This window comes from Flavobacterium piscinae (genome assembly GCF_004122145.1).
In the GTDB taxonomy this organism is placed as follows: Bacteria; Bacteroidota; Bacteroidia; order Flavobacteriales; family Flavobacteriaceae; genus Flavobacterium; species Flavobacterium piscinae.
Genome location: NZ_SBKQ01000002.1, coordinates 234,834 through 259,251 on the forward strand (window position 1 = coordinate 234,834; position 24,418 = coordinate 259,251).

Below are 24,418 nucleotides of genomic sequence, written 5' to 3' on the forward strand. Positions count from 1 at the left end.
TATGAGCTTACCTAATATATTTACAGAAAAGGTTGTTAATGAAACAATTGATAGGATTAATTCATTGAAAGCCAATAATGTTGCTTTATGGGGAACCATGAATACCGGTCAAATGCTGGCACATTGTAATGTTATGTATGAAATGGTTTATACAGATATTCATAAAAAACCTAATCCATTCATGAAACTCATTTTTAAAGCTTTCATTAAAAAGATTGTTGTAAGTGAAATGCCTTATAAAAAAAATAGTAAAACAGCACCAGCATTTATCATTAAACAACCTAAAGATTTTGAACACGAAAAAGAAAGACTAATAGAGTTTTTAAAAAAAACTCAAAACTTAGGTGAAAACTTTTTCGATCAATCAGAATCTTTAAATTTTGGAAAATTATCAAAAGAAGAATGGAATAACATGTTTTATAAACATTTAGATCATCATCTTAACCAATTTGGAGTTTAAAATGTATGATAATTTAATTCCTAATTTATTTAAAACAGAGTACAGTAAAATTATCACTGTACTCTGTAATTATTTTAGCATAAGGGATATTGAAATTGCAGAAGATATTGCAGCAGAAACTTTTCTACTTGCTTCAGAAACTTGGGGATTAAAAGGGATTCCACCTAACCCAAAAGCTTGGCTTTATACTGTAGCCAAAAATAAAACAATAGACTATATCAGAAAAAATAATGTTTACGACAAAATAATCTCAAACAAACAAAGTAAATCCCTCGACAATTATTACGAAATAGAATGGTCTGATGAAAAAATTAAAGACAGCCAATTAAAAATGATTTTTATCCTTTGTAATCCAATAAATGCAATTGAATCTCAAATCATATTAGTTTTAAAAATTTTAGGTGGTTTTGGCATAGAAGAAATTGCCACAACATTTCTAACCACAAAAGAGAATATTAATAAAAAGATATTTAGAGCAAAAAAAAGAATTAAAGAAGCTAAAATTGATTTAGAGCATATTGACAGTAAATTAATTACAGAAAGGTTAAATTCAGTTTTGATTTCAATATATCTTCTTTTTAATGAAGGATATTATTCAAAAACGAAAGATTTTGAAATTCAAAAAAGTCTTTGTTTGGAAGCAATGAGGTTATGCATACTTTTAATAGAAAACAAATCAACAAATGAACCTGAAACAAATGCTTTATTATCGCTTATGTGCTTTCATTCATCAAGATTTGAAGCACGACAAAATGAATTGAATGAGATAATTTTATATGAGAATCAAAATAAAAATCTTTGGAATAAAGAACTTATTGATAAAGGAAATTACTATTTAATTGAAAGTGCCAAAGGAAATCAAATAACAAAATTTCACTTAGAAGCTTCAATTGCGTACTGGCATTGTACTAAATTAGAATCTTCTAATAAGTGGGAAAACATACTCACGCTTTATAATAAATTATTGCAAATAGAATATTCTCCTGTTGCAGCCTTGAATAGAACTTTTGCCCTTTTTAAAGTTAAAGGAGCTAAAGAAGCCATAGTAGAAGCTGAAAAACTTAAGCTTTCCGATTATTTATATTTTTCTTTACTAGGTTATTTATATTCATTTGATAATAAAGAAAAAGCAATTTTTAATTATAAATTAGCATTAAATATTGCCAAAAAAGAAAACGATAGACAAGTAATAAAAAAATATTTAACCGTTTTAAATAGTACCAAAAATGAAAATTAGTACTTAATCAAATATATTAAGTTGATTTTTATACCATGTAAGCACTAATTTTGTTGTTCAAAATTGCTAAAAATGAAAATATTTAAATTACTATTCTTTTCCCTATTACATACCTACTTTTTTGCACAAAATGACTTAAACTTTATTGATAATAATATTAATAGTGCATTAGAAAAATCTCAAATCGAAAATAAGCTTATATTCATCGATTTTTACACTACTTGGTGTGCTCCTTGTAAAAGAATGGACAAAGAGGTATTTACAGACTATACTATACAAACTTTTTTCAATGAAAATTTTATTAATCTTAAAATTAATGCTGAGACTGAATTAGGTAAAAAAATTTCTCCTAAATATGAAGTAGAAGCTTTCCCTACATTTGTATTTATTGATTCCGAAGAGAAAATGATTTATAAAATAGTAGGATATCAAAAAATAGATGAATTATTAAATCATGCAAAAAAAGCAATTTCAGAATTCGAAAAAGGTGAAAGTATCGAAATTTGGGAACAAAAATATCTATCTAATAAAAGAAACAAAGATTTTTTAAAGAAATATATTGAAAAACTGAATTCTTTAAACAAAGAAGTACTAGAACCGTTTAATGATTACTACAAACTTTTAAGTCAGGAAGAATTGGTTGACAAACAAAATATATCTTTTTTCATAAAAAACCCTTATCTGCATAAAGATTTAAATAAGTTTAGATTTCTAATAACAAAATACCATGAAATTAATAACGAACAATCTTCATATTATTTTCCGGGTTCATTTCATGACACTTTGTATGAATCTCTACTAAGTTATTTTAATCAAATTGTTGAAAGTAAAGACGAAACACAATTAAATAAATTTGAAGAATTATTAACTGTTTTTCCAAAAGAAAAAGAAGCTAAACCTTGGTTTGAATTAAATGATTTTTCTTATTGGAAGGCAAAATATTATTTAAATACTAACAATATAATTGATTATTTAAATACGATAAAATCATATGAAAAAGACTTATTAAATATTGATATTCAAGAATTAAAATTACTAGATTCTTTAAACCTTGATAGAACAAATAAATATATTCAAAATTCTACTTTTTTCAAATCACAAGAAAATAAAGATCAGATCATAAAAATGAATAATGACTTTTTGAAGAATCATCTTTCTAACAATTTTTATGCTGAATTAATTGAAATTGCAAAAAATATCATTTATTATGACGATAATAAAGATCAGATTAGATATGCAATAAGTTTATTAAAAAAAGCTAGAGAAATCAAAACTCTTGCGTTCAATTTATATTTAGAAGCTATTGGAGAATATAAATTAAATAACATAAAGAAAGCAAAACAAACTATTGAATTAGCAAAAAAGAAAGCAGGAGAACCAAATCTTTTAAAACTTATTGACGATACTAGTATAATCATTTATAAAAAACTACCTTTTCAAAATATTCAGAAAATTTAAACCAACTAATTCATTTAAAATGACAACTAATTATAAAAGAACTTTAAGAACTATTTTTATATTTACTTTGATATTTCATAAATCGATTGCTTGCTCAATTTTTAGTGGTATTGATAAGTATAACAACGTGTGGTTTGGAAACAACGAAGATTTTGCTTTCTCATTCAAAAACTACATTAATATTTTTCCTAAAAGTTCTCAAAATAAATACGGGTACTTTACATTTTCAAGAGATACTCCAGAAAATGGAAATAATGCATTTATAGCTGGTGGATTAAACGAAGCTGGATTAGCGTTTGATTTTAATTCAACAGAAAATATTTTTCCAGTTAAAAATATGTATAGAAAAGTAGCCTTCCCTCAAGGAGACAATGCAATACTTCCATACATTTTAGGGAATCTATCTACAACACAAGAAGTAATTGATTTTTTTGAAAAATATTGGTTTCAATTTGGATTTAGAAGCTCACAGATGCATGTAGCAGACAAATACGGAAATCTAGCTATTATTAGTCCAAATGGAGTAATTAAAAACAATCAGATGCTAATCTCTACAAACTTTGATCTTTGTGTGAATAATAATAATAATAATAATGATTGTTGGAGGTATAACAAAGCCAACGATATCCTAAAAAATAATGAGATTAATTATGATTCAATGGTATTAGCATGTTCCCAAACTGCTGAAAAAGGAGCAAATACTACTGTTTATTCAAGTATTTATAACTTAAATAAAAAAGAAATAACTCTTTTTTTTGCCGGAGATTATAAAAATAAATACAAAATATCATTAAAAAAATTATTAAAAAAAGGTAGAAAATCTATAACCTTAACAAATCTTTTTAAAAAAAATAATACTTCAATAATTCACCAATACATAGAAAGTAATAATTCTACCGCTGCAATACAACATTACTTTAAAAATGTTAAGGATAACAAAGAAAAAGATTTCTTATTACCTAATGTTGTTTATTATTATACCAGAGAAACGAACAACTTTTTAATTTATGATTTCTTAAAAGAACTACAAAAAAATTATGCTGAAGATATTGATATTTGGTTATTAAAAGCAATTTATGAGTATCAAAAAGGAGAGGAAAGCCTTGCTTTATCCACATTAATTGAATTTGAAAATAAATTTCCAGATTACAAATATTTTTCTGAAGAAATACGAACCAAATTCCAAGATAAAAATAATACAAATGAAGTTTCAAACTTTAAACTTAAAGGATATCACAATGCAAAGTCAGTATTCTTAAAGTATAAACCATTTAGTAGTTCGTTTCACCCAATAAACAATATTGTTTTTTTGCAAAAAAGTAATGAAGGTTGGAGTACAAATTTAAAATTAGAAAAAGGTATCTATAATTATTCTTTTATTGTAGATGGTGAAGAAATATTAGACAATAGTATTGAAATTTATGACATTCAAAACCTTATTAGACAAAAAATAAAATGCCATCAAAAAACAGTAGGTTTTACCAAAGAGCAAAATAAAATAAAATTGACAATTCAAGTTCCTAATGAGGAAGATGTAGTCTATATAACGGGTAATCAAGAAGCTGCATTTCAAGCTCCTTTAATAATGTTACAAAATATTGGTGGAAAGAAAAGAGAAATTGAAATAAATGCACACTTACCTTTAGAATTTTCAATAGTTACTGGTGGTGCAGTAAAAAAGGGTCAATTTGAAAATAACAAAGAAGTAATTAAGATTGATACTATTTCTGACCATGAAAGCTTTTCATATAAGATAATTAAGTGGAATTGATTCAAAACGTTTCTTAAAATATATTACAGCAGATAGAATTCAAAAATATACTTGTTATGAAGATACAAAAAATTTTCACTCTATTATTTATTGTTTTTATATGCAAAACAAATGTTGCACAATCAATCAATAATGACACAATTAGTAAAAAATATTTTATAGGAAGTAGTTTATTTATGTTAGGTAACTTTGATAAAAAGAATACACCTGATTTTGTTCAACTCAATCTAGGATATAGAATAACAAAAAAAGATGTTATTTCTTTAGAATTTAAAACTTGGAAATATGCATGGCCACTTGGTATTCCTTACGGCGATAATTTTGAGGCAGAAAATGAAAAATTTCCCGGATATATTAGAGAAAAAGGAGTAGCACTTGTTTACCAAAGATTTTGGTGGAAAGGATTATATACAAGCATACACTCGATGAGTGCCTGGCAAAATTTTATAGATGAAAATGATAGAAAATTAGATAAGGGTTTTCAAATCTTTAATACCTATCGAATAGGTTACCAAATAAAACTATTTAAAAATAAATTTTTTATAGAACCTTCTATTGCAGTAACTCATAGACCATATCATACAAAAATGCCAGAATCATTTAAACAATTAGACGATAAATGGTCAAAATTCTTTTGGGGAGAACCAGGATTACACTTTGGCTTTAATTTCTAATTAATTTAAATTTATTAAATGAACAAAAAAATCAATTTTATATTTTTTTTTGCCTGCATATTCAATGCTTTTAGTCAAGAGAGTCTTAGCTCCACAGAATATGAAAAAATTATAAAACCTATAGAGCATGTAGAAAAAAATATGGCTCAAGAAGTTTTATATGTACAAACAGATAAAGATATTTATGAAACTGGTGAAGAAATTTGGTTCAATGCAACTATTTTTCAAACTATAAACAACCAGCCATTTTCAAATAGTCAAATTGTTTATTTTAATCTATTGAACCAAGAAAGAAAAAAAATTCATTCTGCTAAATATGCTATAAATGATTCATCTTCAAATGGCAATTTTTATGTTTCTGATACCATAACCCCAGGAAAATATTATTTATCGGCATATACCAAAAATTCAATTGCTAATATTTTGAATAGTAATAATTCAGTTAAAGAAATTGAAATTAGAAAAACTATTTCACCTAAAATATTAATAAGTGAAGAGGTAGATAACAGTGATGAAAAAACAATTAAAATCAAAATTAAATTGTTTTTAAGAAATGGAGAAACAGCCAATGATGCTAGTGTGAAATTACAAGCTACAAACAACAAAAAATCAAAAACAATTACTAAAAATATTACTGACTCTAATGGGTTTACTGAACTATATATTGAAAGAAATAAAATTGATGAATTCAAAAATTTTAATCTAATTATAAAGACAAACGAAAGATTAATTGAAAATAAAAGTATAAATCTATCGACGCTTTCAAACAAAATAAATGTTGAATTCTATCCCGAAGGTGGAAACTTAATAGAGGGTATAAATCAAAAAATTGCTATTAAATTTAAAAATAGAATTTATAAAAATTCTAATTCAAAAGCATATATAATTAAGAATAATAAAATAATTGATTCTATTGATATAGATAAAAATGGAATTGGTATATACAATTTTAAACCAATGAAATTAGAAAAATATTTTGTCAAAATTGATAATAATTCTTTTGAATTTCCAAAACCAAAAATAGAAAGTACAAAACTAGAATTAGTTTCTCAAAATAAATCAAATTACAACTTTGAAATAATTAATAAAAGTGAAAATCTGCATAACAAACAAATTTATATAAGAGCACAAGCAAAAGGAATAATATTTTGGTTAGCTAAAATTAAATTGAATAAAGAAAGAATAAATTTTAAAATTCCTAAACATATTCTACCAAATCATATTACAGAAATTTCATTAATTGGAATTGATGAAGATATAATCTGTACTCGATATATTTACTCAAATTTTGAACAAAGATTAAATTGTAAACTTTTAAATTATGAAGAAGAAAAAAGTATAAATAATAAATCAAAAGTAAAATTAAAAATCCAAATTTTAGATAATGATAAAAATCCTGTTGAAGCAAGAGCAAACATAACAGTATTTGATAATTTATTTAAAATTGAAACATATGAACGTTCAATGCAATCATTTTTAAAAATTGAAAATGATATAACTCCAAAATTAAACTATCCTACAGAGTATTTTAGAAAAAATGATATTGATAATTTAATGTTAACATTAGATAAAAAAAGTTACAAATGGAGTCATGACAATATAGAAGATAACTTAAAAAAAGTTAATATTCTTGAAGACTTAAAAGGAAGCGTATATTTAAAAAACAAATCAGGTCAATTAGAAAACCCAGGAAATACAGAAATATATATTACCACCTCCAGTGGCATTTTCATGACAGAAACAAATGAAAATGGCTTTTTTTCTATAGATGCAAAACTGTTAGAATTATTTCAAAATGAAAAGATTATTCTTAATACTTCAAATGAAAATTTATTTATTAATCTTTTAAAAAATAAAGAGGAAGATATAGAACAATTTTATAGCTCAGATTTATTTAATAGGTTTAGTGATATTAGTCTGAAAGATACAATTGTAATTAAAAATAAGATAAAAAATTTTAGTTTTAACTCAGTTAATTTTCTAGACGAAGTAGTTTTAACAAAAAAACTACCTGAAAAACCAAAATATTCTGCCAACTTTTTAGAATATATTGGTGGAAATAATGACCATGTTTGTTTTCAATTTAACGTTTTAAACTGTAAAAATCATAGAATAGGTTTCAAACCAAGACATGGTGAATATTATTATGTTGTTGAGGAAAATAGCTTTTTTCCTCCAACTTTAAAAAAATACATTGACCCTCTAGTTCTTGAAAAAGAAGCAAAATTGGAAGAAAAAAAATTAAAAAGCTATGTATTTATTGAAACCTTAAAAGCTAACAAAAATTTTCCACATCCAAATTATGAATTAGATAAAGAAAGCTTAGAATTTCCTGATTATAGAAAAACACTTTTTTGGTCAAATAATTTAAAATCAAATTCTAACGGAATAATTGAGGTTGAATTTTTCACTTCAGATATAACAGGTTTATTCAGAGGAGAAATTGATGTATTTGATGAAAACGGAAATTTTGGAAGTTTAATTTTTAATTTAAGTGTAAATAAAAATTAGTGATTCAACAAGTAAATAGTATTCTAGAAAAACTAAATGAACAGCTCAATTTCATTGACTTAGAGATAGATGATGAAATTAAGCGTTGTGAAAAGGCTATTGAAATAACGTTAAAAGCTAAAGATAATTTAAAAAAAATAGTTCTTAAAAATCAATTCAAAAGCCAAAATGAAGAAATTCATTTCTTTAAAGATTTAAAACCACAATTCACATCAAAACTGATCTATTATAATATGATATATAAAATAGAAATGAAAAGACCTAATGGAGGTAATCGAGTTTTAAAAAAATATTATAATAACGAATTACAAAAATTAAAAGCTTATTTTGATAACGAACTTGATTTTTACAAATATTATAGATCGGGAAGTTCCTATTTAGATTACAAATATTTCCTTAGAGGAGAATACGATATCAAATTGGCATTAGATAGTTATTATTTTGAAGCTGATAGCTCATTTTCTACTTCATGCGATTTTAAAGTGGCACGGATTTTAGCTAACGATTTAATACAATTATATCTAGAAGATAAGTTAATTATGATTGAAAATAAAGACTTTAGTGACAAATCACAACGCAAACCCAACACAAAATTAATGTGGACTAGCTCAAAAGTGGCATTAATTGAATTAATATATGCATTACATACGGAGGGGGTTCTCAATAATGGAGTAGCAGATTTAAAAGATATTGCAGAATATTTTGAACATATTTTTGAAATAGATTTAGGTCAATATCGTCGTGTATTCCTTGAAATTAGAGCAAGAAAGGCTGATAAAACAAAATTCATTTCCGCATTAAATGAAGCTCTATTAAAAAGAATGGAAAACTATGATGAGTTGATTTAAATAAAAATCATTCACAACATAAACTCCGTTGTGAAATAAAACAAATCAATCTTCACAATTTTGTACCATAACAATCTAAAACATACGTTATGGCAATCGAAGTTATCACTCGCGAAGACTTAAACGAATTCAGAAGTCTTCTTTTGAACGATTTAAAAGAAATCATTCAAACCAAACCCCAACAAACAAAACAGTGGCTCAAATCCAATGAAGTCCGTAAACTGTTAAACATCTCTCCAGGTACATTGCAAAATCTCCGCATCAACGGAACACTAACCTATACCAAAATAGGCGGTATTATGTATTATGACAATTCAGATATTGATAAATTATTAAATGGAAACAAGGTAAATGCTATACCTACTCTGCTTAAGTAATTACAATCCAAATGAATTACATAAAACATCTAACAGGTTTCTTTGAGAAAGTAGCCATTGATAAAAAGCTAAATCCAACACACATTAGCTTATACATTGCTTTATTCCAATTTTGGAACTGCAACCGTTTTAAAAATCCAATAAGTATCAATCGTGATGAGGTAATGCGAATAAGTAAAATCAGTTCCAAAGCAACCTATCACAAATGCCTCAAGAACTTGCATAATTTGGGGTATATCAACTACGAACCATCATACAATCCATTCAAAGGAAGTCATGTCATTTTATTCAACTTTTCAGATGATTTAAAACCAGCTCCAAAATCCGAAAGGAAACCAAAAAATGAACCACTTAATGAACTTGTTTCTGAACAAGCTTTGAACAAGTCTTGTACTAGTAGTGAAACAGGTACTGAACAAGCAGTAATACCTTCTATAAACTATATAAACAATACAAACATTTTAAACGATAAAAACGTTTCAAACTTGGAAAAGCAAACAAAAAATTTTGAAAAAATAAATAATTCAGATTTAAAAAATGAAAATTCAGAAAAAGAAAAAAATTCCGCAAAAAAAGAAAAAGAAGAAATGCAGAATGAAAATTCTGCATTCGCCAACTCCGATGAAAATCAAATAAAAAACAATTGGCAAAAAAGTTCCGATAAAAAAGAAGAAAAGTTACAGCCATCAAACGAAGAAGTCAAAACTTATTTCCAAAAAAATAACTTCCCCGAACTCGAAGCCCAAAAATTCTTCAATTATTTCACCAGTGTCGGTTGGTTAGTCGGTGGCAAAACCCCAATGGTTGATTGGCAAGCAGCAGCACAAAACTGGATAATCAACAGCGTAAATTTCAATAACAATAACGACACAACACCAACAAACCGACCAAAACACCTCAACACTTCAACCGATAAAAACTATGCCGAACCTTTATAACACTACTGTCATACTGAACTTGTTTCAGTATCTCAACCTTTGCGTCCAGAAATATTTGCGAACCTTGCGTAAAACCTTTGCGGCCTTTGCGGTTAAACCTTAGCTAACCTATGTAAGGCGAAGCGTCTTAACAAAAAAAAACTATAAAAACTATGTTTCTATGTGGTTCAATAAAATCCGTGTAAATCTGTTCAATCTGTGCAATCCGTGTTCCAAAACCTTCGCTTTAGCGAACAAAAAGCAACCCAATGAATGAAAATATAAAATCCCACTACAGCTACCCAGAAGTAATCAATTGGCTCGAACAAAAAGGCATCGAAATATACGGCAATCATTTCAAAATCCTTGAAACCGATCATCCAATCGTGTGCAAGCTAATCGCGTACTTCCTGAAAGACGAGCAAACTTGCTTTCAATATAACATAAATTTAAACAAAGGAATACTACTAACCGGCCCAATCGGCTGCGGCAAAACATCACTCATGAACCTAATGAAATACCTAACCCCCACCGAACACAAATTCTCCGTAAAGCCCTGCCGAGACATCAGCTTTGAATTCATCCAAGACGGTTACCAAATCATACACAAATACAGCATCGGTAAACTCTATCAATCCGAACCAAGAACCTATTGCTTTGACGATTTAGGAACAGAAAACAACCTAAAATACTTCGGCAACGAATGCAACGTAATGGCTGAAATTCTATTAAGCCGATATGATCTATTCATTTCTAAAAAACTTCAAACCCACATCACCACAAACCTATCAGCCACAGAAATAGAAAAACATTACGGCAACCGAGTTAGAAGTCGTTTACGTGAGATGGTAAACCTTATTGCTTACGATAAAACTACACCAGATAAACGATAAAATAACTTAGCGAACCTAGCGTAAAATCTTTGTGCCCTTTGCGGTTAAAAAAATCCGAGTTCCAAAAACCTCAGAACCTTAGTAACTAAAAACCTTAGCACCTTTGCTTTAAAAAAAATCCGTATAAATCCAAGTTTCGCCCTGGAGAATCCGTTTCATCCGTGTTCCAAAAACCTCAGAACCTTAATAACTCAGAACCTTAGCACCTCAAAAAAATGAACCCAATAACCTCCTTCTGGCACCACTTCCAACAAAACAACTTCGTTTTCCTGCTCCTAAACGAAATCCCTCAAGAAGAACTAAAAACCCATTTCGATAAACTAATCGAAGTTCTCCATCAATACAACAAAGACCTGAACCTCATCATCAAAAACAAAAAAAACGGTGCAGAATTAATCATCACCGCAAATGGTAACCCCTACCTTTTCAAAGAAGTAGAATTACTAGTTCATCACGCACCACTTATAGAACGTTGGAAAATAACCGCATTCCTTCAACCCGAGTTAAACATTGAAAAATATGAAAACGGAACCGACAAACCATTGGAATATTACGGCATTACTTTGCGAATAAGCGAAATGTATTTCATCCCACTAGAAAACCCTAACAAACCAACTGATTTGGGAATAAAAGTACTACTCAAAAACTACATAGTCCACAAGGACAACCCAAGACTACGCGAAGCTGTTTACATTCACATCGAGCACTTAATTGGTGAAAAATCATTTGCGAATGACTTAACCTTTATAGAAATTGACCAATTAACAGCGGAAGATCTGGAAGACGACTGCACCATTGAATTATATTATTTGAAATTTTTCATCGATACATTAGAATGGTAATCAATTTATAACTTTAATCTAGCTAATTACCGTTAATCAATACTGCTTAAACTTCGTACTCAAAAATCGTCTCGGATTATCACTCGCAATCAGTTCAAATAACTCATTACCTAAGTAACCGCGTAAGTTCAAATGCAAATCCTTTTCAGTGTTTTTCTGGCTCACAACATAGTAATCCGAACCAAATAAAATTTTGTGCCTTACTTTTTCATCCTCTAATAAAAACCGTAACAAAGGAAATAAATCTTGATCATGCAAAATAAACGAGATATCCGCATATACATTTTCATAAGCAATCATCAAATCATAAATAACAGACAACCAACTGGCATTCCACCAAATAGTTCTGGGGTTTCCGTGAGTGAGGGTGTTTTTATACCTCAAGTAAGCATCCTTGCTATCGTGATTAATATTTTTATTATAAGTATTCCAACCATCTTTCATATATTTTTTCCATTCTTCTTCCCCACCAAAGTGAGCTAAACAAATTTTCAATTTACTCAAATCCGGAGTATTTTCTATAGATGTACCAAGAAAATCTTTAAGCAATTCCCGATTCATCAAACAATGATAATTCAAAGGATGCGTAAAATTGGTGGTGAATTGAAACCCATTCTTTTGAGGTAGAGGAATGGGTTCTAATTGTCCACCTTTTTTATTGTATTTCAAAATAGGATGACTCGACCACTCTGGCTTCTTATCTCCTCTGTAAAAAACAGTACCTTCTATACAATGAGTGATGATAGGAATTTCGTTTTCCTGAGCAAATTTATACATTTCGATGAGGTGCTTGTCAAAAGGATAATAACCCAAAGCGGGGTAAAGCTTTATACCGTCAAACTGTTGCGTGTGCAACAAATGTTTGGCATAATTTTTATAATTTTGATTTTTAAGTTGATTTTGCGTGGCTTCTATCCTTCTCGGGTCCAGAAATAAAAAAGGTAGAAACGTATCTTTTTTACGCTGCTTGATAATTCGCAATTCTTCCAACTGCTCTAAATAAGAAACCGTTGGCTTTCCGGCTTCCATAAAATCCATATCCATGGAGAGTACCACAAAACGGGTGTTGGAATCATAACTCTTAGTCAACAAGTCAAAAATTTTAGATTGATTCTGGTACAAAGAATAGCGACCTAAAGTCAAAAAACGTTTCACGGTTTCGCGAGTAGCTTTACTAAAAACAAAATCAACCCTAAAAAAATTAGTCAAAATCTTGAATACCCAACGAAACAAAAAAAGCACCAACTTATTAATCAACTGAAGCACAACAGTCCACTTCATGAAATCAAGTAGCTTATATCGTAAGGCAGTAATCCTATTTTTAAAAACTTTAAATTTATAATTACCTCTGGAGGTGAAAGTTTGATAATACCATTTAACAAACCGCATCGTAATAAGATGATGAAGCCCCAAAGGCATCAAACGCCTCCCAAACTTATTGGGCACATGGTCAATGGTAAAAATATGCGTGTGGATATTATAGATTGGTTTTCTCATCTTCAAGCTGTTATATAGTTTTTAATTTAAAAAGAATCAATCGAATACAGCTATGTCCATTCGTGTCAAAATCCCAGTAAAGCTTATGCATTCTGATTCCATCCATCGTGATAAAATTGTAAAAATGCTGCGATTTGTCCGCCGTTATTTCATAATTAATGTTTTCGGGCTTAATTGAAGAATCTTTAAAACCATACTCAGACTCACCGCGTGTAGCATCTTTTCTAAAGTTGGAAGACAAAGCATCTGAAAGTGAATATACATTTAGCCATTGAATTTTATTCTCCATCAATAAATTTCGATTTAAAAAATACTTGCTGTAATATGAGTTTACAAATTCATATGGATTACCAATTGTGATCAATACTTCTGAATGTTGCTGCGTATTGTTTGAGGGTATGGTACCTAATGGAAATAGGAAATCCATTGCAATGAGGGAGCCAAAACTATAACAATGATATTGAATTTTCGAATCGGGTTCATGTTCTGTGATATAATCAACCAGCAAATCTAAATTACCCATGATTACTTGACTTTGAATACCATCATTCAAATAACGGTCAGCACAGGCAAACTCTGTGGCAATTGAAGTCACAATAGTTTTAGATTCAGGAACCAATAATAGAATAAAAGTTGTCAGAGGAACAGATAACTTATATAGACTGACTAAAAAAGTACATTTTTTTAAAAAGTCTAAATGAAGGCCATTCAAAATAGCCTTTCCTCCGGTAAAACCACTTACCATGTCTAACGTGGCCGGAATTAGAAAAATAATTGCGAGAGATATGATAATGAGAATAAAAAAAGCATAAAAAGATAAATAGGGACGGTTATAATGATCAGGAATAAAAAGGCGTTTAATTAACTGAGGTGATTTTTTTAAAACTAATCCACATAAAATTAAATTTTTAACTAAAATATTTTGCTTCTTAAAACGTTCAGTCAAGAGTTCATGGTAGGCAAATTCATAAAATGTGTAGGCAACTTGATTGGTATTGGTAGAACCCTCCTTAACTAATCGAACCACTTTTGCTGATTGCTTATCTGTGTAGGTGATAATTTCACTTTTTAAAGCATAAGTTGTTCCTTTCTCATTTACATGAAGTTCATTTCTAAAACGCTCAGCATACTTTTCTACATTTTCATTGTGAAAAGATTGACCTAATCCGGATATATAAATACCTACTTTATGCATATTTAAATCAAAAAGTAAGATACGATTTACTCACCCATTTGTCATCCAAACCTATCTTACACCAGTCATTACTCTCCTCATGAACAAAAATTTCCTCGTCTTTCAACACACTGGATGTTTTTGGAAAATGAGTTCCGGGTCCGGTTCTTACATTCAAAACGGTTGTATTCACAGTTGCTCGTTTTACCTCTTGAGTAAACCTACCGGAAACCCAATGTTCCATGGAATGGGATATTTTGTACCAATTATCTTTTTCCGCATAAACCCTTAAAACAGCTCCCATCTCAATACTTGAACGCTCTTTTGCTCTGGCACTGCTTGCCTTAGGTGCAGTTCGTATATTCAACACACTTGCGGTTACACAAACATACTTTAAAACAGAGGTAGTATCCGTTTTTATGAGATGTCCAAGTAACTTGGCAGTAACCAAAGGAGCAAAATTATTTTCAAAATCACGGACTTTATTACCACCAAAAAAATTGGTGCCCGGACAGGATTTATTTCCCCCTGTTCCATTATTTCTAAATCCATTGTCCAATCGAAACCAATGATGATAAACAATCGTATTAGAATGTACAAGTAAATTAAATTTTTTACATAAAACAGCTGTTACTGTGATAATAGATTCTTTTTGTAGCGTAGTCATCACATCGCCATTCAAATCAAAATTTCCAAAGTTTTCAATACAAATGGAATTCGCATTTTGATTAGTGATACAAGCGGGTGATAATTCCAAACTCCTTCCTGTCAAAACTGTTCCATCAGGAAAAACAGTAAAGTGTTGTCCAATATCTCGCCATCCATTTTCATTCACATGATGATTTTTCATGGCCAATTGCCTTTCAAAATGATTAGTACCTGTAAAATGAATATAGCTGGGAATATAAGTATGATGCTGTTGAATTTTTAAAATAGTCCGCCCAACTCTCAAGCGTGACATCCAATTTTCAAATTCGGATAGAGTCATTTTTGTAAATCCATATTTTGTTTCCATAGTATTGATTTTAAATCTGATAAGATTTATAAATGTAAATACTAAATTTTAAGGAGACAATACGTAGAAATACGTAATTTAAATAAAAAACAAATTATTTTTACTATAATGTAAATCCATCCAATCATCAACCGTTGCTTTTGGGTTTTTGAGTAATTGTTCTAAACCTTCTGCAATTTTTTTTTGTTGCTGATACACCTAATGATACATACAACGAAAATAATTCTATGGCAATACCTGTGACTTCTTCTACAAAGATTTTGATGAAATCTACAGGGTTTTGGGCATCGGTGAACTTTTTGAAATAAGCTGCTATTAACGTTTTTAGGGTTGACCAACAAGGGTTAGATTACCAATGCACAGCGTCGTAAGGATAATATTTTTGAGTTTTGAGTGATGAATCCTCAATCCCTTTTATCTTGGCTATAGCAGCGGCTTCCCAAGCCCAATAACCTGAATAGCAATTCACTTTTGTGTTTTTATGGGTGTCATGCCAAGCTGCATCGCTATGACCTTGATACCAAACTTTGTCAAGATAATTTTTGATGTCTTGAGATGAATTTAAATTTGTTGCTTTGGCATAAGGATGTACTTGAATTACTTTTGAATTACTCTCCTCCCATGTGATTTCTTTAGATTTAATGATAAAACTAAGTAATTGATCATTAACTCCATCGCGATTTAAAATGGCAGTTATCCTTTGGAAATCTTCTAGCGAAACATCGCATAAAATAGCCATTGATATAAGCCAAATCATTTCATCATATTGACCAAAACCACTTACAAATTGGAAACTGTCTTCAAATGCGGGGATACATTCTAAAACTGCTTGTTTTACAACCTCTTTGTCTGCTCCATTTGAATAGTTGGCTTGTGCAATGTCTAAATAACTTTCAAATATAGCAGACTTCAAATCATTAAACCTATCAGGTTTAGCTTCTCCTGAGATTATTGCTTTTTGATAATATTGAATATCTTCTTTCAAAATATTGATTAACTCTGAAAAATTTCCTTTATCTCTCATACTTTTAAAATTTTTATTGTGTTACTTTACCTCCCCAAGCACTACTTTTAGTTGCATCTGTAAGAGTTTGATTTATTGTATTTACGGTTACTTTACCTTGCTTAGATACAGTACATAATAAGGGTTCATAACCCTGAACCAAAATTTCCCTTCTAATTTCAGCAGAAACAGCACCTTTTCTTAAATCATGGCGTACCCATCTTTCACTCATTTGTGCACCTCCACTTTTAGTTTTAGTTTTTGATAATGTTGCTGTATTATATTTTACCTCAGCTATAACATACTTGGGTGGTGGCGTTGAAAATTCATATATTCCATCTATACCTTTTTTAATTGTGTCATCTAATGTACTTACTGTATTTTCAGAGACTCGTTTTAAAGTGCCTTTATTTTTTCCAATTACAAATTTTTGGGTTTCAAAATAATCATCAACCTTCATTTCTGCATAGTTGCTTGAGCGGGTTTCATCTCCTTTTTTGCGTTTATTTCCGTTGGCATCTTCATCCAATTTTATTTTACCTGACTCAACATCATCTAGTGTCTTTTTCCTATTTCCAATAATATCATCAACCTCATCTAATATATTGGGAGTGTTTTCGGGTGAGTCATCCTTCTTCCTCTTCTTAAAATAATCCATCCAATCCTCAACCGTTGTTTTTGGGTTTTTGAGTAATCGTTCTAAAACCTCTGCAATTTTTTTTGTTGCCGATGCACCTACCGATACATACAACAAAAACAACTCTATCGCAATGCCTGTGACTTCTTCTACAAAGATTTTGATGAAATCAACAGGGTTTTGGGCTGCGGTGAACTTTTTGAAATAATCAGTAATTAATGTTTTTAGGGTTGACCAAATTTCACTAAAAAACTTCTTGAATCCTTCAACAAAGCTTTCCCAATTACCGGGATTGGCTAAGGAAACAAAAAAGTTAAACCTTCTAGAAGAATAAAACCACAAGAAGTTAATGCTTTGAAAAAAATAGTTTTCTAAAGCACTAATATATTTAAACAAAAGTCTAATAAATTATTAATATTCAAATAGTTATTTTCTTTTGATAGAGTTAAATCTCGTCTATACTTTTCACCTCCAATAGCTCTTCAAGTGAATTAGCAACAATTTCAGGTTCCTGATCTGTATCAAAATAAAATTTCACAATTTTACCGTTATCTGCTCCTTCATTTAAATTAATGGTAATAGGATTATCTGACCAATCCAAAGCAATTGGTAAATAATTATTTGGAATGTTTTTTTCTATTACTTGGTGACTTTCAATTATTAATGCTACTGTAACAATACCATATTGAATACTTAAGAATTTATCTACTATTTCTGAATCTTCTGTAAAACCTCCGTTATATTTTTTTATAAAAGTTTTGTAATTGTTAGGTATTGAAACATTATACTTATTCTCAAATTCTAACAATTCAATGTCATTTATTTTTTTTTCCGAGTCTAAAATTTTTAACATATTTAATATTTTTCAAGGTTAAAAAAACGCTTAATTAATTCAACGCTACCAAAATGAGGATATGTTTTTACATGAATTTCTAAATTTACTAACTGCATTGAACATGTATTTGTCATTGGGTCGTAATCATCTAAATGATGCCATGTATAATTTTTATCTTTTTTAATTCCAGATAATTCATAAGCTAATTTATCATCCAATCTTCTACTCCCTGTCATTTTGATTTTTACAATATTTTTTTGGTTTCCTGTGGAAGGATAAAGATAAGAAGTATTTTCAAAATCAACACTTACACCGTTTTTAGATTTTGGTAACTTTATGCCTAACTTTTTTAATGCTTCTTTATTGGGATCAAATATTTTTGGTGGTTTTTTATTCTTTAATTTCAATAAAATACTTTCAATTTTCTTTAAACTTTCTAGAGCATTGAGAGTGTTTTTTGGTACAGAAATAGTAATATTTAATTTCTCAATTGCATCATCAATTCTTTTTAATTCTTCTATTTCAGAAAGTTTTCGCAAAACATCTTCCGTCGCATCATCCTCCTTCTTCCTCTTCTTAAAATAATCCATCCAATCATCAACCGTTGTTTTTGGGTTTTTGAGTAATCGTTCTAAAACCTCTGCAATTTTTTTTGTTGCCGATGCACCTACCGATACATACAACAAAAACAACTCTATCGCAATGCCTGTGACTTCTTCTACAAAGATTTTGATGAAATCTACAGGGTTTTGGGCAACGGTGAACTTTTTGAAATAATCAGTAATTAATGTTTTTAGGGTTGACCAAATTTCACTAAAAAACTTTTTAAATCCTTCTACAAAGCTTTCCCAATTACCGGGATTGGCTAAGGAAACAAAAAAACCAACCATTTCAATCAAACTTGCTAAAAAGCAATCCGCTTGAGGCCAGAGTTAACTGCCTAAGTCAACAAAATATACTGGAAAGCCTTTATAATTTGGATCGTTATCTGTAGAAAATGTTAACCCTTCAAAATAATGATGGTCTTCATTTTCTATTTCATTTCTAATAGAATTATGTATCTTGAACAACAATTCTTTTGGAGTGAATGAAATGCCATTGTCTGCTAAAATTTCAACTTGTGGTTCAATTATTTCATCTTTTTCAGTTTTTGGAAAAATGACGTATTGTAAAATTACTTTTGGAGCTTTTAAACACACTTCATTCCATTTGATGGGTGGATATTTACCTTTATAGCCAATGCTTTTATGATATTCTTTAAAAGCATTTTCAAATTCATCTTTATCGCTGTAAATTGGTTCTAAAAATGTCCAATAAATGTCTTTAAATAATAGTTCAGGATAATTCATTTTGATTTATTTTAAAGATTATACATAAAAACGACAAGGATTGAAACTAGGAAAATCCTTTTTTATACGTTCAAATGAACGTTCAGAAACAGGATTCTTCTTATTAAACAATCCTTTATTGTCAACTCTTTTTCCTCCTCTAACGTTTAATTCATACATCTCAGTCAATGCAGATTCAAATGGAGTCATTTTGTGAGGTCCTTTTATTCCATTAATTCTTATTTCTTTGGGTAATGTTTCACTAACCCCAATAAACTGCTTTTTTTGAGGATGTTTTTTATAATCTTGAGTATGCTGGTCTGCTCTTTTTGTTAATTCTTGAGTAGTTTGTCCAACGTAGGTAGGCTTATTGTCAACATCATAATATTCATAAAAATTAAATTGGTAAATAATTTCACTTGTAAACTTTAATTTTTTACTATCATTATGAGTTAAAATACTTTGTTGTTCCCCTACGTAGTAATTATGGTTTTGAGCTACTTCTAGATTATAGGTTTGTACTTTTTCCTTAATGATTTCTAATTTTTTAATAGCTACTAGATTTTGCTTTGAATCTATAAGTTGCATATCTAATTTTAATTGGCTTGCAGCAATCCATTTTTTATCACTAGGAATGTAAAATAAATGAGCTCCTGTTACTTTCAACTGTTCAGTTTCAGTGTGTATTTCTATATATTTTTCTGCATAATTAGAAAAAGTCTGCAAAACAGTTTGGTACTCTGTTTTTTGGTTTTCAAAATTATAGGATAGTACCTTCAATCCTTGTTCTATTTTTTCTATTGCTACTAATCCCTTCTCTGTTTTAACCATTGTACCAGCTAGAAAACAAGGTTTCTTGCTTGGTGGTATTTCCAATAAATATTTATATTCAAATTCGTCCCACATTTTTTGTGCTATTTTTAATTTTTCTACATCATCTAATGCTTTGTTTACTGGTTTCTCATCAAAATCCTCCTTCTTCCTCTTCTTAAAATAATCCATCCAATCATCAACCGTTGCTTTTGGGTTTTTGAGTAATCGTTCTAAACCTTCTGCAATTTTTTTTGTTGCTGATACACCTACCGATACATACAACAAAAACAACTCTATCGCAATGCCTGTGACTTCTTCTACAAAGATTTTGATGAAATCTACAGGGTTTTGGGCTGCGGTGAACTTTTTGAAATAAGCTGCTATTAATGTTTTTAGGGTTGACCAACAAGGGTTAGATTACCAATGCACAGCATCATAAGGATAATATTTTTGAGTTTTGAGCGATGAATCCTCAATGCCTTTTATCTTGGCTATCGCAGCGGCTTCCCAAGCCCAATAACCTGAGTAGCAATTCACTTTAGTGTTTTTATGCGTATCATGCCAAGCTGCATCGCTATGACCTTGATACCAAACTTTGTCAAGATAATTTTTGATGTCTTGAGATGAATTTAAATTTGTTGCTTTGGCATAAGGATGTTCTTGAATTACTTTTGAATTACTCTCCTCCCATGTGATTTCTTTAGATTTAATGATAAAACTAAGTAATTGATCATTAACTCCATCGCGATTTAAAATGGCAGTTATCCTTTGAAAATCTTCTAATGAAACATCGCATAAAATAGCCATTGATACAAGCCAAATCATTTCATCATATTGACCAAAACCACTTACAAATTGGAAACTGTCTTCAAATGCCGAAATGCAATCTAAAACAGCTTTTTTTACATCTTCTTTATTAGCTCCGTTTGAATAGTGGGCTTGTGCAATGTCTAAATAACTTTCAAATATTGCTGACTTCAAATCATTAAACCTATCAGGTTTTGCCTCTCCTGAGATTATTGCTTGTTTAAATTTTTGAATTCTATTTTGTAATTGATTAATTAATTCTGAAAAATTTCCTTTATCTCTCATAATTTCAAATTATATTAGTTTGTTATTTTACCTCCCCAAACACTACTTTTAGTAGCTTCTGTGAGAGTTTGATTTATTGTATTTACAGTTACTTTGCCTTGCTTAGAAACATTGCACAATAAAGGCTGATAACCCTGAATTAAAATATCATCTGCAATTTCAGCAGAAACAGCACCTTTTCTTAAATCATGGCGTACCCACCTTTCACTCATTTGTGCCCCACCACTTTTAGTGGTGGTTTTTGATAATGTTGCTGTATTGTATTTCACCTCAGCTATAACATACTTGGGTGGTGGCGTTGAAAATTCATATATTCCATCTATACTTTTTTAATTGTGTCATCTAATGTACTTACTGTATTTTCAGAGACTCGTTTTAAAGTGCCTTTATTTTTTCCAATTACAAATTTTTGGGTTTCAAAATAATCATCAACCTTCATTTCTGCATAGTTGCTTGAGCGGGTTTCATCTCCTTTTTTGCGTTTATTTCCGTTGGCATCTTCATCCAATTTTATTTTACCTGACTCAACATCATCTAGTGTCTTTTTCCTATTTCCAATAATATCATCAACCTCATCTAATATATTGGGAGTGTTTTCGGGTGAGTCATCCTTCTTCCTCTTCTTAAAATAATCCATCCAATCATCAACCGTTGTTTTTGGGTTTTTGAGTAATCGTTCTAAAACCTCTGCAATTTTTTTTGTTGCCGATGCACCTACCGATACATACAACAAAAACAACTCTATCGCAATGCCTGTGACTTCTTCTACAAAGATTTTGATGAAATCTACAGGGTTTTGGGCAACGGTGAACTTTTTGAAATAATCAGTAATTAATGTTTTTAGGGTTGACCAAATTTCACTAAAAAACTTCTTAAATCCTTCAACAAAGCTTTCCCAATTGCCGGGATTGGCTAAGGAAACAAAAAAGCCAACCATTTCAATCAAACTTGCTAAAAAACGTAAAACGAAAGGTAAAGTTTAGCTTCCCAAAATCATATAATAAACTTTAGTTTGAGTATAATCAGGGTCATCATCTGTGAGGTATTCTAACCCCTCAAAGAATACTGCATCTTGTTCTGAAATATCAATATTATCTTCTTCATTTTCAACAACTTTATTGTTAATCTGAAACATCAATTCACTTATGGTGAATCCACTAATGTTATTTGTCTCCAATAAAATTTGCCTCTCTTCATCATAATCAGATTCGTTATCATCACTATCTTGATATACCATAAATTGAATTACGATTTTATTTTCAGGATAGATGATTCTATCCAATTTAGGTTTAGGTTTTAGCAATCGTGTATTATATTCTATTAATTCTTTTTCAAATTTTTCTTTATCACTAAACACTTGATAAAAAGACCAATACAATTCTTTTAATATTTCTTTTGGTGCGTCCATAATAATTACTTTTTTTAAATGAAAAACATACAGATATTTCCGTGTTTTCCACTATCTTTTAGTGCTTTAAATCTTGATTTACTTATAGGGTTTTGAATGTTTCGTAATTTTCTACCAGTAGAATTTCTATACTCTTCCAAATAATACTTCTCCCAAACAGCACTTTGAATTTCAGTCATTTCTACAAATTCTAATACTCCTTTGTTTAAGTTGGCTATTTGTGGTTTTTCTGAAAATTTCCAATAATGTTTGGAAGACGCACCTTTTTTCTGAGCATGATACTTGTGTTCTGAATTCCTTAAATCTAAATCTTCCCTTGTCGTTTTACCAATATATTGTGTTTCTGCAATTCTACCATTTAAAGTAAATAACTCATAAAACGCATATTTCCGTGTTGTTACATCATTAATGCTTGAAAACTTGTTTGCATTGTGAGCCAAAATACCAAATGAACCAACTAAATAATTATGGTAAATAGGTACTTCAAAGTTATAAGTATCAACAATATGATCTATAATCTCTAAAGAAGTGATGACTTCTAAAGTTCCATTTTGTGGATTATAGAGATGCATACCCACTTTAAGTTGGTGAGATTTTATCCAAGTTTGACTTTTCTTTTGATAAAACAAATGTTGTCCGGTGACCTCTACTATTTCACCGTTTTGAATTGATATTCTAAGAAATTTCTCAGCTTTATTTTGGAAAATTTCACTTACTATTTGTGTTTTAAGCAACTGATTAACCTCATCATAACATATGACTTCTGTTCCTTTTGTAATGTTTTCAATAAGTTCTAAACCGGATGTTGTATGAACAAAAGTTCCAGCCAAAAAACATGGCTTTTTTGGTGGTTTAGCTAGAAAATCTTTATATTCAAATTCTTTCCACATTTTTTGTGCTATTTTTAATTTTTCTACATCATCTAATGCTTTGTCAATTGGTTTTTCATCAACATCCTCCTTCTTCCTCTTCTTAAAATAATCCATCCAATCATCAACCGTTGTTTTTGGGTTTTTGAGTAATCGTTCTAAAACCTCTGCAATTTTTTTTGTTGCCGATGCACCTACCGATACATACAACAAAAACAACTCTATCGCAATGCCTGTGACTTCTTCTACAAAGATTTTGATGAAATCTACAGGGTTTTGGGCAACGGTGAACTTTTTGAATCTTAATAAAAAACTCCACAAACAAAAAGTAAAGTGGAGCTTTTTATAAAAATGTTTTAACTACCCGTTCTTAAAAAATAAATAGGTACATTTTCATTTTCATCATTTGAATAAAGCAATCCTTCAAAATAACAATTATCGTCATTTTCTAAGTTTACACCAACTTGATGAACCTTATAGAAAAGTTCTTTCACTGTAAAATTTAAACCATTATCTGCCTCAACAAGTTCATAAGGCTCTTCAAAATCATCATCTGTGTATTTTAAATATTGTAATTCCAGTTTAGGAAAATCAAATACTACTTCATCCCATTTTAAAGGAAAATTTTTTCCTGAAATAGTTTTGTAATACTTTTCCATTTCTACAACAAACTGTTCAATTGTATCAATAGCTCCAATTGAAAATGACCAATAAATGTCTTTAAATAGGTATTTTGGATAACTCATTTTTATTTTATTT

General features: G+C 29.6%; 26 protein-coding genes. 11 read left to right on the plus strand and 15 right to left on the minus strand.

All coding sequences use genetic code 11. The annotated features are described in order from the left end of the window. Position 1 precedes the first annotated feature (1 nt). The 11 genes from EQG68_RS02595 to EQG68_RS02645 all read left to right on the plus strand — a co-directional run bounded on the left by EQG68_RS02595 (position 2) and on the right by EQG68_RS02645 (position 11,988). Positions 2 to 460 (plus strand): DUF1569 domain-containing protein, encoded by a 459-nt coding sequence (locus EQG68_RS02595; RefSeq protein WP_129463222.1) that lies wholly within the window; start codon positions 2 to 4, stop codon positions 458 to 460. 1 nt (position 461) lies between these two features. Then, on the plus strand, positions 462 to 1,697 hold the full coding sequence (locus EQG68_RS02600) for an RNA polymerase sigma factor (RefSeq protein ID WP_129463223.1): 1,236 nt from the start codon (positions 462 to 464) through the stop codon (positions 1,695 to 1,697). A gap of 72 nt (positions 1,698 to 1,769) precedes the next feature. Beyond that, entirely contained in the window at positions 1,770 to 3,155 is a 1,386-nt protein-coding gene (locus tag EQG68_RS02605; protein ID WP_129463224.1) for a thioredoxin family protein, read from the plus strand. A 19-nt stretch (positions 3,156 to 3,174) separates the two neighbouring features. Further along, positions 3,175 to 4,926 (plus strand): hypothetical protein, encoded by a 1,752-nt coding sequence (locus tag EQG68_RS02610; protein WP_129463225.1) that lies wholly within the window; start codon positions 3,175 to 3,177, stop codon positions 4,924 to 4,926. Positions 4,927 to 4,982: 56 nt separating this feature from the next. Beyond that, on the plus strand, positions 4,983 to 5,600 hold the full coding sequence (locus tag EQG68_RS02615; protein WP_129463226.1) for a hypothetical protein: 618 nt from the start codon (positions 4,983 to 4,985) through the stop codon (positions 5,598 to 5,600). 18 nt (positions 5,601 to 5,618) lie between these two features. Then, positions 5,619 to 8,111, plus strand: coding sequence for a hypothetical protein (locus EQG68_RS02620; RefSeq protein ID WP_129463227.1), 2,493 nt, complete (start codon positions 5,619 to 5,621; stop codon positions 8,109 to 8,111). Further along, complete coding sequence (locus EQG68_RS02625) at positions 8,111 to 8,959, plus strand: RteC domain-containing protein (protein WP_129463228.1); 849 nt, start codon at positions 8,111 to 8,113, stop codon at positions 8,957 to 8,959. The genes EQG68_RS02620 and EQG68_RS02625 overlap by 1 nt, the downstream gene beginning before the upstream one ends. A gap of 89 nt (positions 8,960 to 9,048) precedes the next feature. Continuing rightward, positions 9,049 to 9,336: a helix-turn-helix domain-containing protein gene (locus EQG68_RS02630; RefSeq protein ID WP_129463229.1), complete on the plus strand. Its 288-nt coding sequence runs from the start codon at positions 9,049 to 9,051 to the stop codon at positions 9,334 to 9,336. An 11-nt stretch (positions 9,337 to 9,347) separates the two neighbouring features. After that, positions 9,348 to 10,274 carry a transcriptional regulator gene (locus EQG68_RS02635; RefSeq protein WP_129463230.1) on the plus strand — a complete coding sequence of 309 codons (927 nt, stop codon included), beginning with the start codon at positions 9,348 to 9,350 and terminating at the stop codon, positions 10,272 to 10,274. A gap of 482 nt (positions 10,275 to 10,756) precedes the next feature. Next, positions 10,757 to 11,146, plus strand: coding sequence for a P-loop NTPase family protein (locus EQG68_RS15335; protein WP_317125509.1), 390 nt, complete (start codon positions 10,757 to 10,759; stop codon positions 11,144 to 11,146). 215 nt (positions 11,147 to 11,361) lie between these two features. Then, the gene (locus EQG68_RS02645) at positions 11,362 to 11,988 is read left to right on the plus strand and encodes a hypothetical protein (RefSeq protein WP_164975373.1); all 627 of its coding nucleotides are present in this window, start codon (positions 11,362 to 11,364) and stop codon (positions 11,986 to 11,988) included. A 36-nt stretch (positions 11,989 to 12,024) separates the two neighbouring features. On the opposite strand, the gene EQG68_RS02650 is transcribed toward EQG68_RS02645, so the two are convergent. From EQG68_RS02650 to EQG68_RS02720, 15 genes are all read right to left on the minus strand, one after another. Then, positions 12,025 to 13,485, minus strand: coding sequence for an amidohydrolase family protein (locus EQG68_RS02650; RefSeq protein WP_129463232.1), 1,461 nt, complete (start codon positions 13,483 to 13,485; stop codon positions 12,025 to 12,027). Positions 13,486 to 13,495: 10 nt separating this feature from the next. Beyond that, complete coding sequence (locus EQG68_RS02655) at positions 13,496 to 14,680, minus strand: hypothetical protein (protein ID WP_129463233.1); 1,185 nt, start codon at positions 14,678 to 14,680, stop codon at positions 13,496 to 13,498. A 7-nt stretch (positions 14,681 to 14,687) separates the two neighbouring features. Then, on the minus strand, positions 14,688 to 15,674 hold the full coding sequence (locus tag EQG68_RS02660; RefSeq protein WP_129463234.1) for an SH3 domain-containing protein: 987 nt from the start codon (positions 15,672 to 15,674) through the stop codon (positions 14,688 to 14,690). Positions 15,675 to 16,023: 349 nt separating this feature from the next. Continuing rightward, positions 16,024 to 16,698: a PoNe immunity protein domain-containing protein gene (locus tag EQG68_RS02665; protein WP_129463235.1), complete on the minus strand. Its 675-nt coding sequence runs from the start codon at positions 16,696 to 16,698 to the stop codon at positions 16,024 to 16,026. Between the two features lie 13 nt (positions 16,699 to 16,711). Beyond that, complete coding sequence (locus EQG68_RS02670; protein ID WP_164975374.1) at positions 16,712 to 17,656, minus strand: hypothetical protein; 945 nt, start codon at positions 17,654 to 17,656, stop codon at positions 16,712 to 16,714. Between the two features lie 103 nt (positions 17,657 to 17,759). Continuing rightward, on the minus strand, positions 17,760 to 18,167 hold the full coding sequence (locus EQG68_RS02675; RefSeq protein ID WP_129463237.1) for an SMI1/KNR4 family protein: 408 nt from the start codon (positions 18,165 to 18,167) through the stop codon (positions 17,760 to 17,762). 2 nt (positions 18,168 to 18,169) lie between these two features. Beyond that, complete coding sequence (locus tag EQG68_RS02680) at positions 18,170 to 19,039, minus strand: HNH endonuclease signature motif containing protein (RefSeq protein WP_129463238.1); 870 nt, start codon at positions 19,037 to 19,039, stop codon at positions 18,170 to 18,172. A 42-nt stretch (positions 19,040 to 19,081) separates the two neighbouring features. Further along, a complete protein-coding gene (locus EQG68_RS02685) occupies positions 19,082 to 19,498 on the minus strand; it encodes a hypothetical protein (RefSeq protein ID WP_129463239.1) in 417 nt (138 codons plus the stop codon). Positions 19,499 to 19,516: 18 nt separating this feature from the next. Further along, entirely contained in the window at positions 19,517 to 20,572 is a 1,056-nt protein-coding gene (locus EQG68_RS02690) for a polymorphic toxin-type HINT domain-containing protein (RefSeq protein WP_129463240.1), read from the minus strand. 135 nt (positions 20,573 to 20,707) lie between these two features. Continuing rightward, positions 20,708 to 21,382 (minus strand): PoNe immunity protein domain-containing protein, encoded by a 675-nt coding sequence (locus EQG68_RS02695; RefSeq protein WP_129463241.1) that lies wholly within the window; start codon positions 21,380 to 21,382, stop codon positions 20,708 to 20,710. 14 nt (positions 21,383 to 21,396) lie between these two features. Further along, positions 21,397 to 21,651 carry a hypothetical protein gene (locus tag EQG68_RS02700; protein WP_129463242.1) on the minus strand — a complete coding sequence of 85 codons (255 nt, stop codon included), beginning with the start codon at positions 21,649 to 21,651 and terminating at the stop codon, positions 21,397 to 21,399. Positions 21,652 to 21,701: 50 nt separating this feature from the next. Continuing rightward, a complete protein-coding gene (locus EQG68_RS02705) occupies positions 21,702 to 22,319 on the minus strand; it encodes a hypothetical protein (protein WP_129463243.1) in 618 nt (205 codons plus the stop codon). 42 nt (positions 22,320 to 22,361) lie between these two features. Continuing rightward, on the minus strand, positions 22,362 to 22,790 hold the full coding sequence (locus EQG68_RS02710) for a hypothetical protein (RefSeq protein ID WP_129463244.1): 429 nt from the start codon (positions 22,788 to 22,790) through the stop codon (positions 22,362 to 22,364). A 14-nt stretch (positions 22,791 to 22,804) separates the two neighbouring features. Continuing rightward, positions 22,805 to 23,980 (minus strand): Hint domain-containing protein, encoded by a 1,176-nt coding sequence (locus EQG68_RS02715; RefSeq protein ID WP_129463245.1) that lies wholly within the window; start codon positions 23,978 to 23,980, stop codon positions 22,805 to 22,807. Between the two features lie 35 nt (positions 23,981 to 24,015). Beyond that, positions 24,016 to 24,405 (minus strand): hypothetical protein, encoded by a 390-nt coding sequence (locus EQG68_RS02720; RefSeq protein WP_129463246.1) that lies wholly within the window; start codon positions 24,403 to 24,405, stop codon positions 24,016 to 24,018. Positions 24,406 to 24,418: the final 13 nt, after the last annotated feature.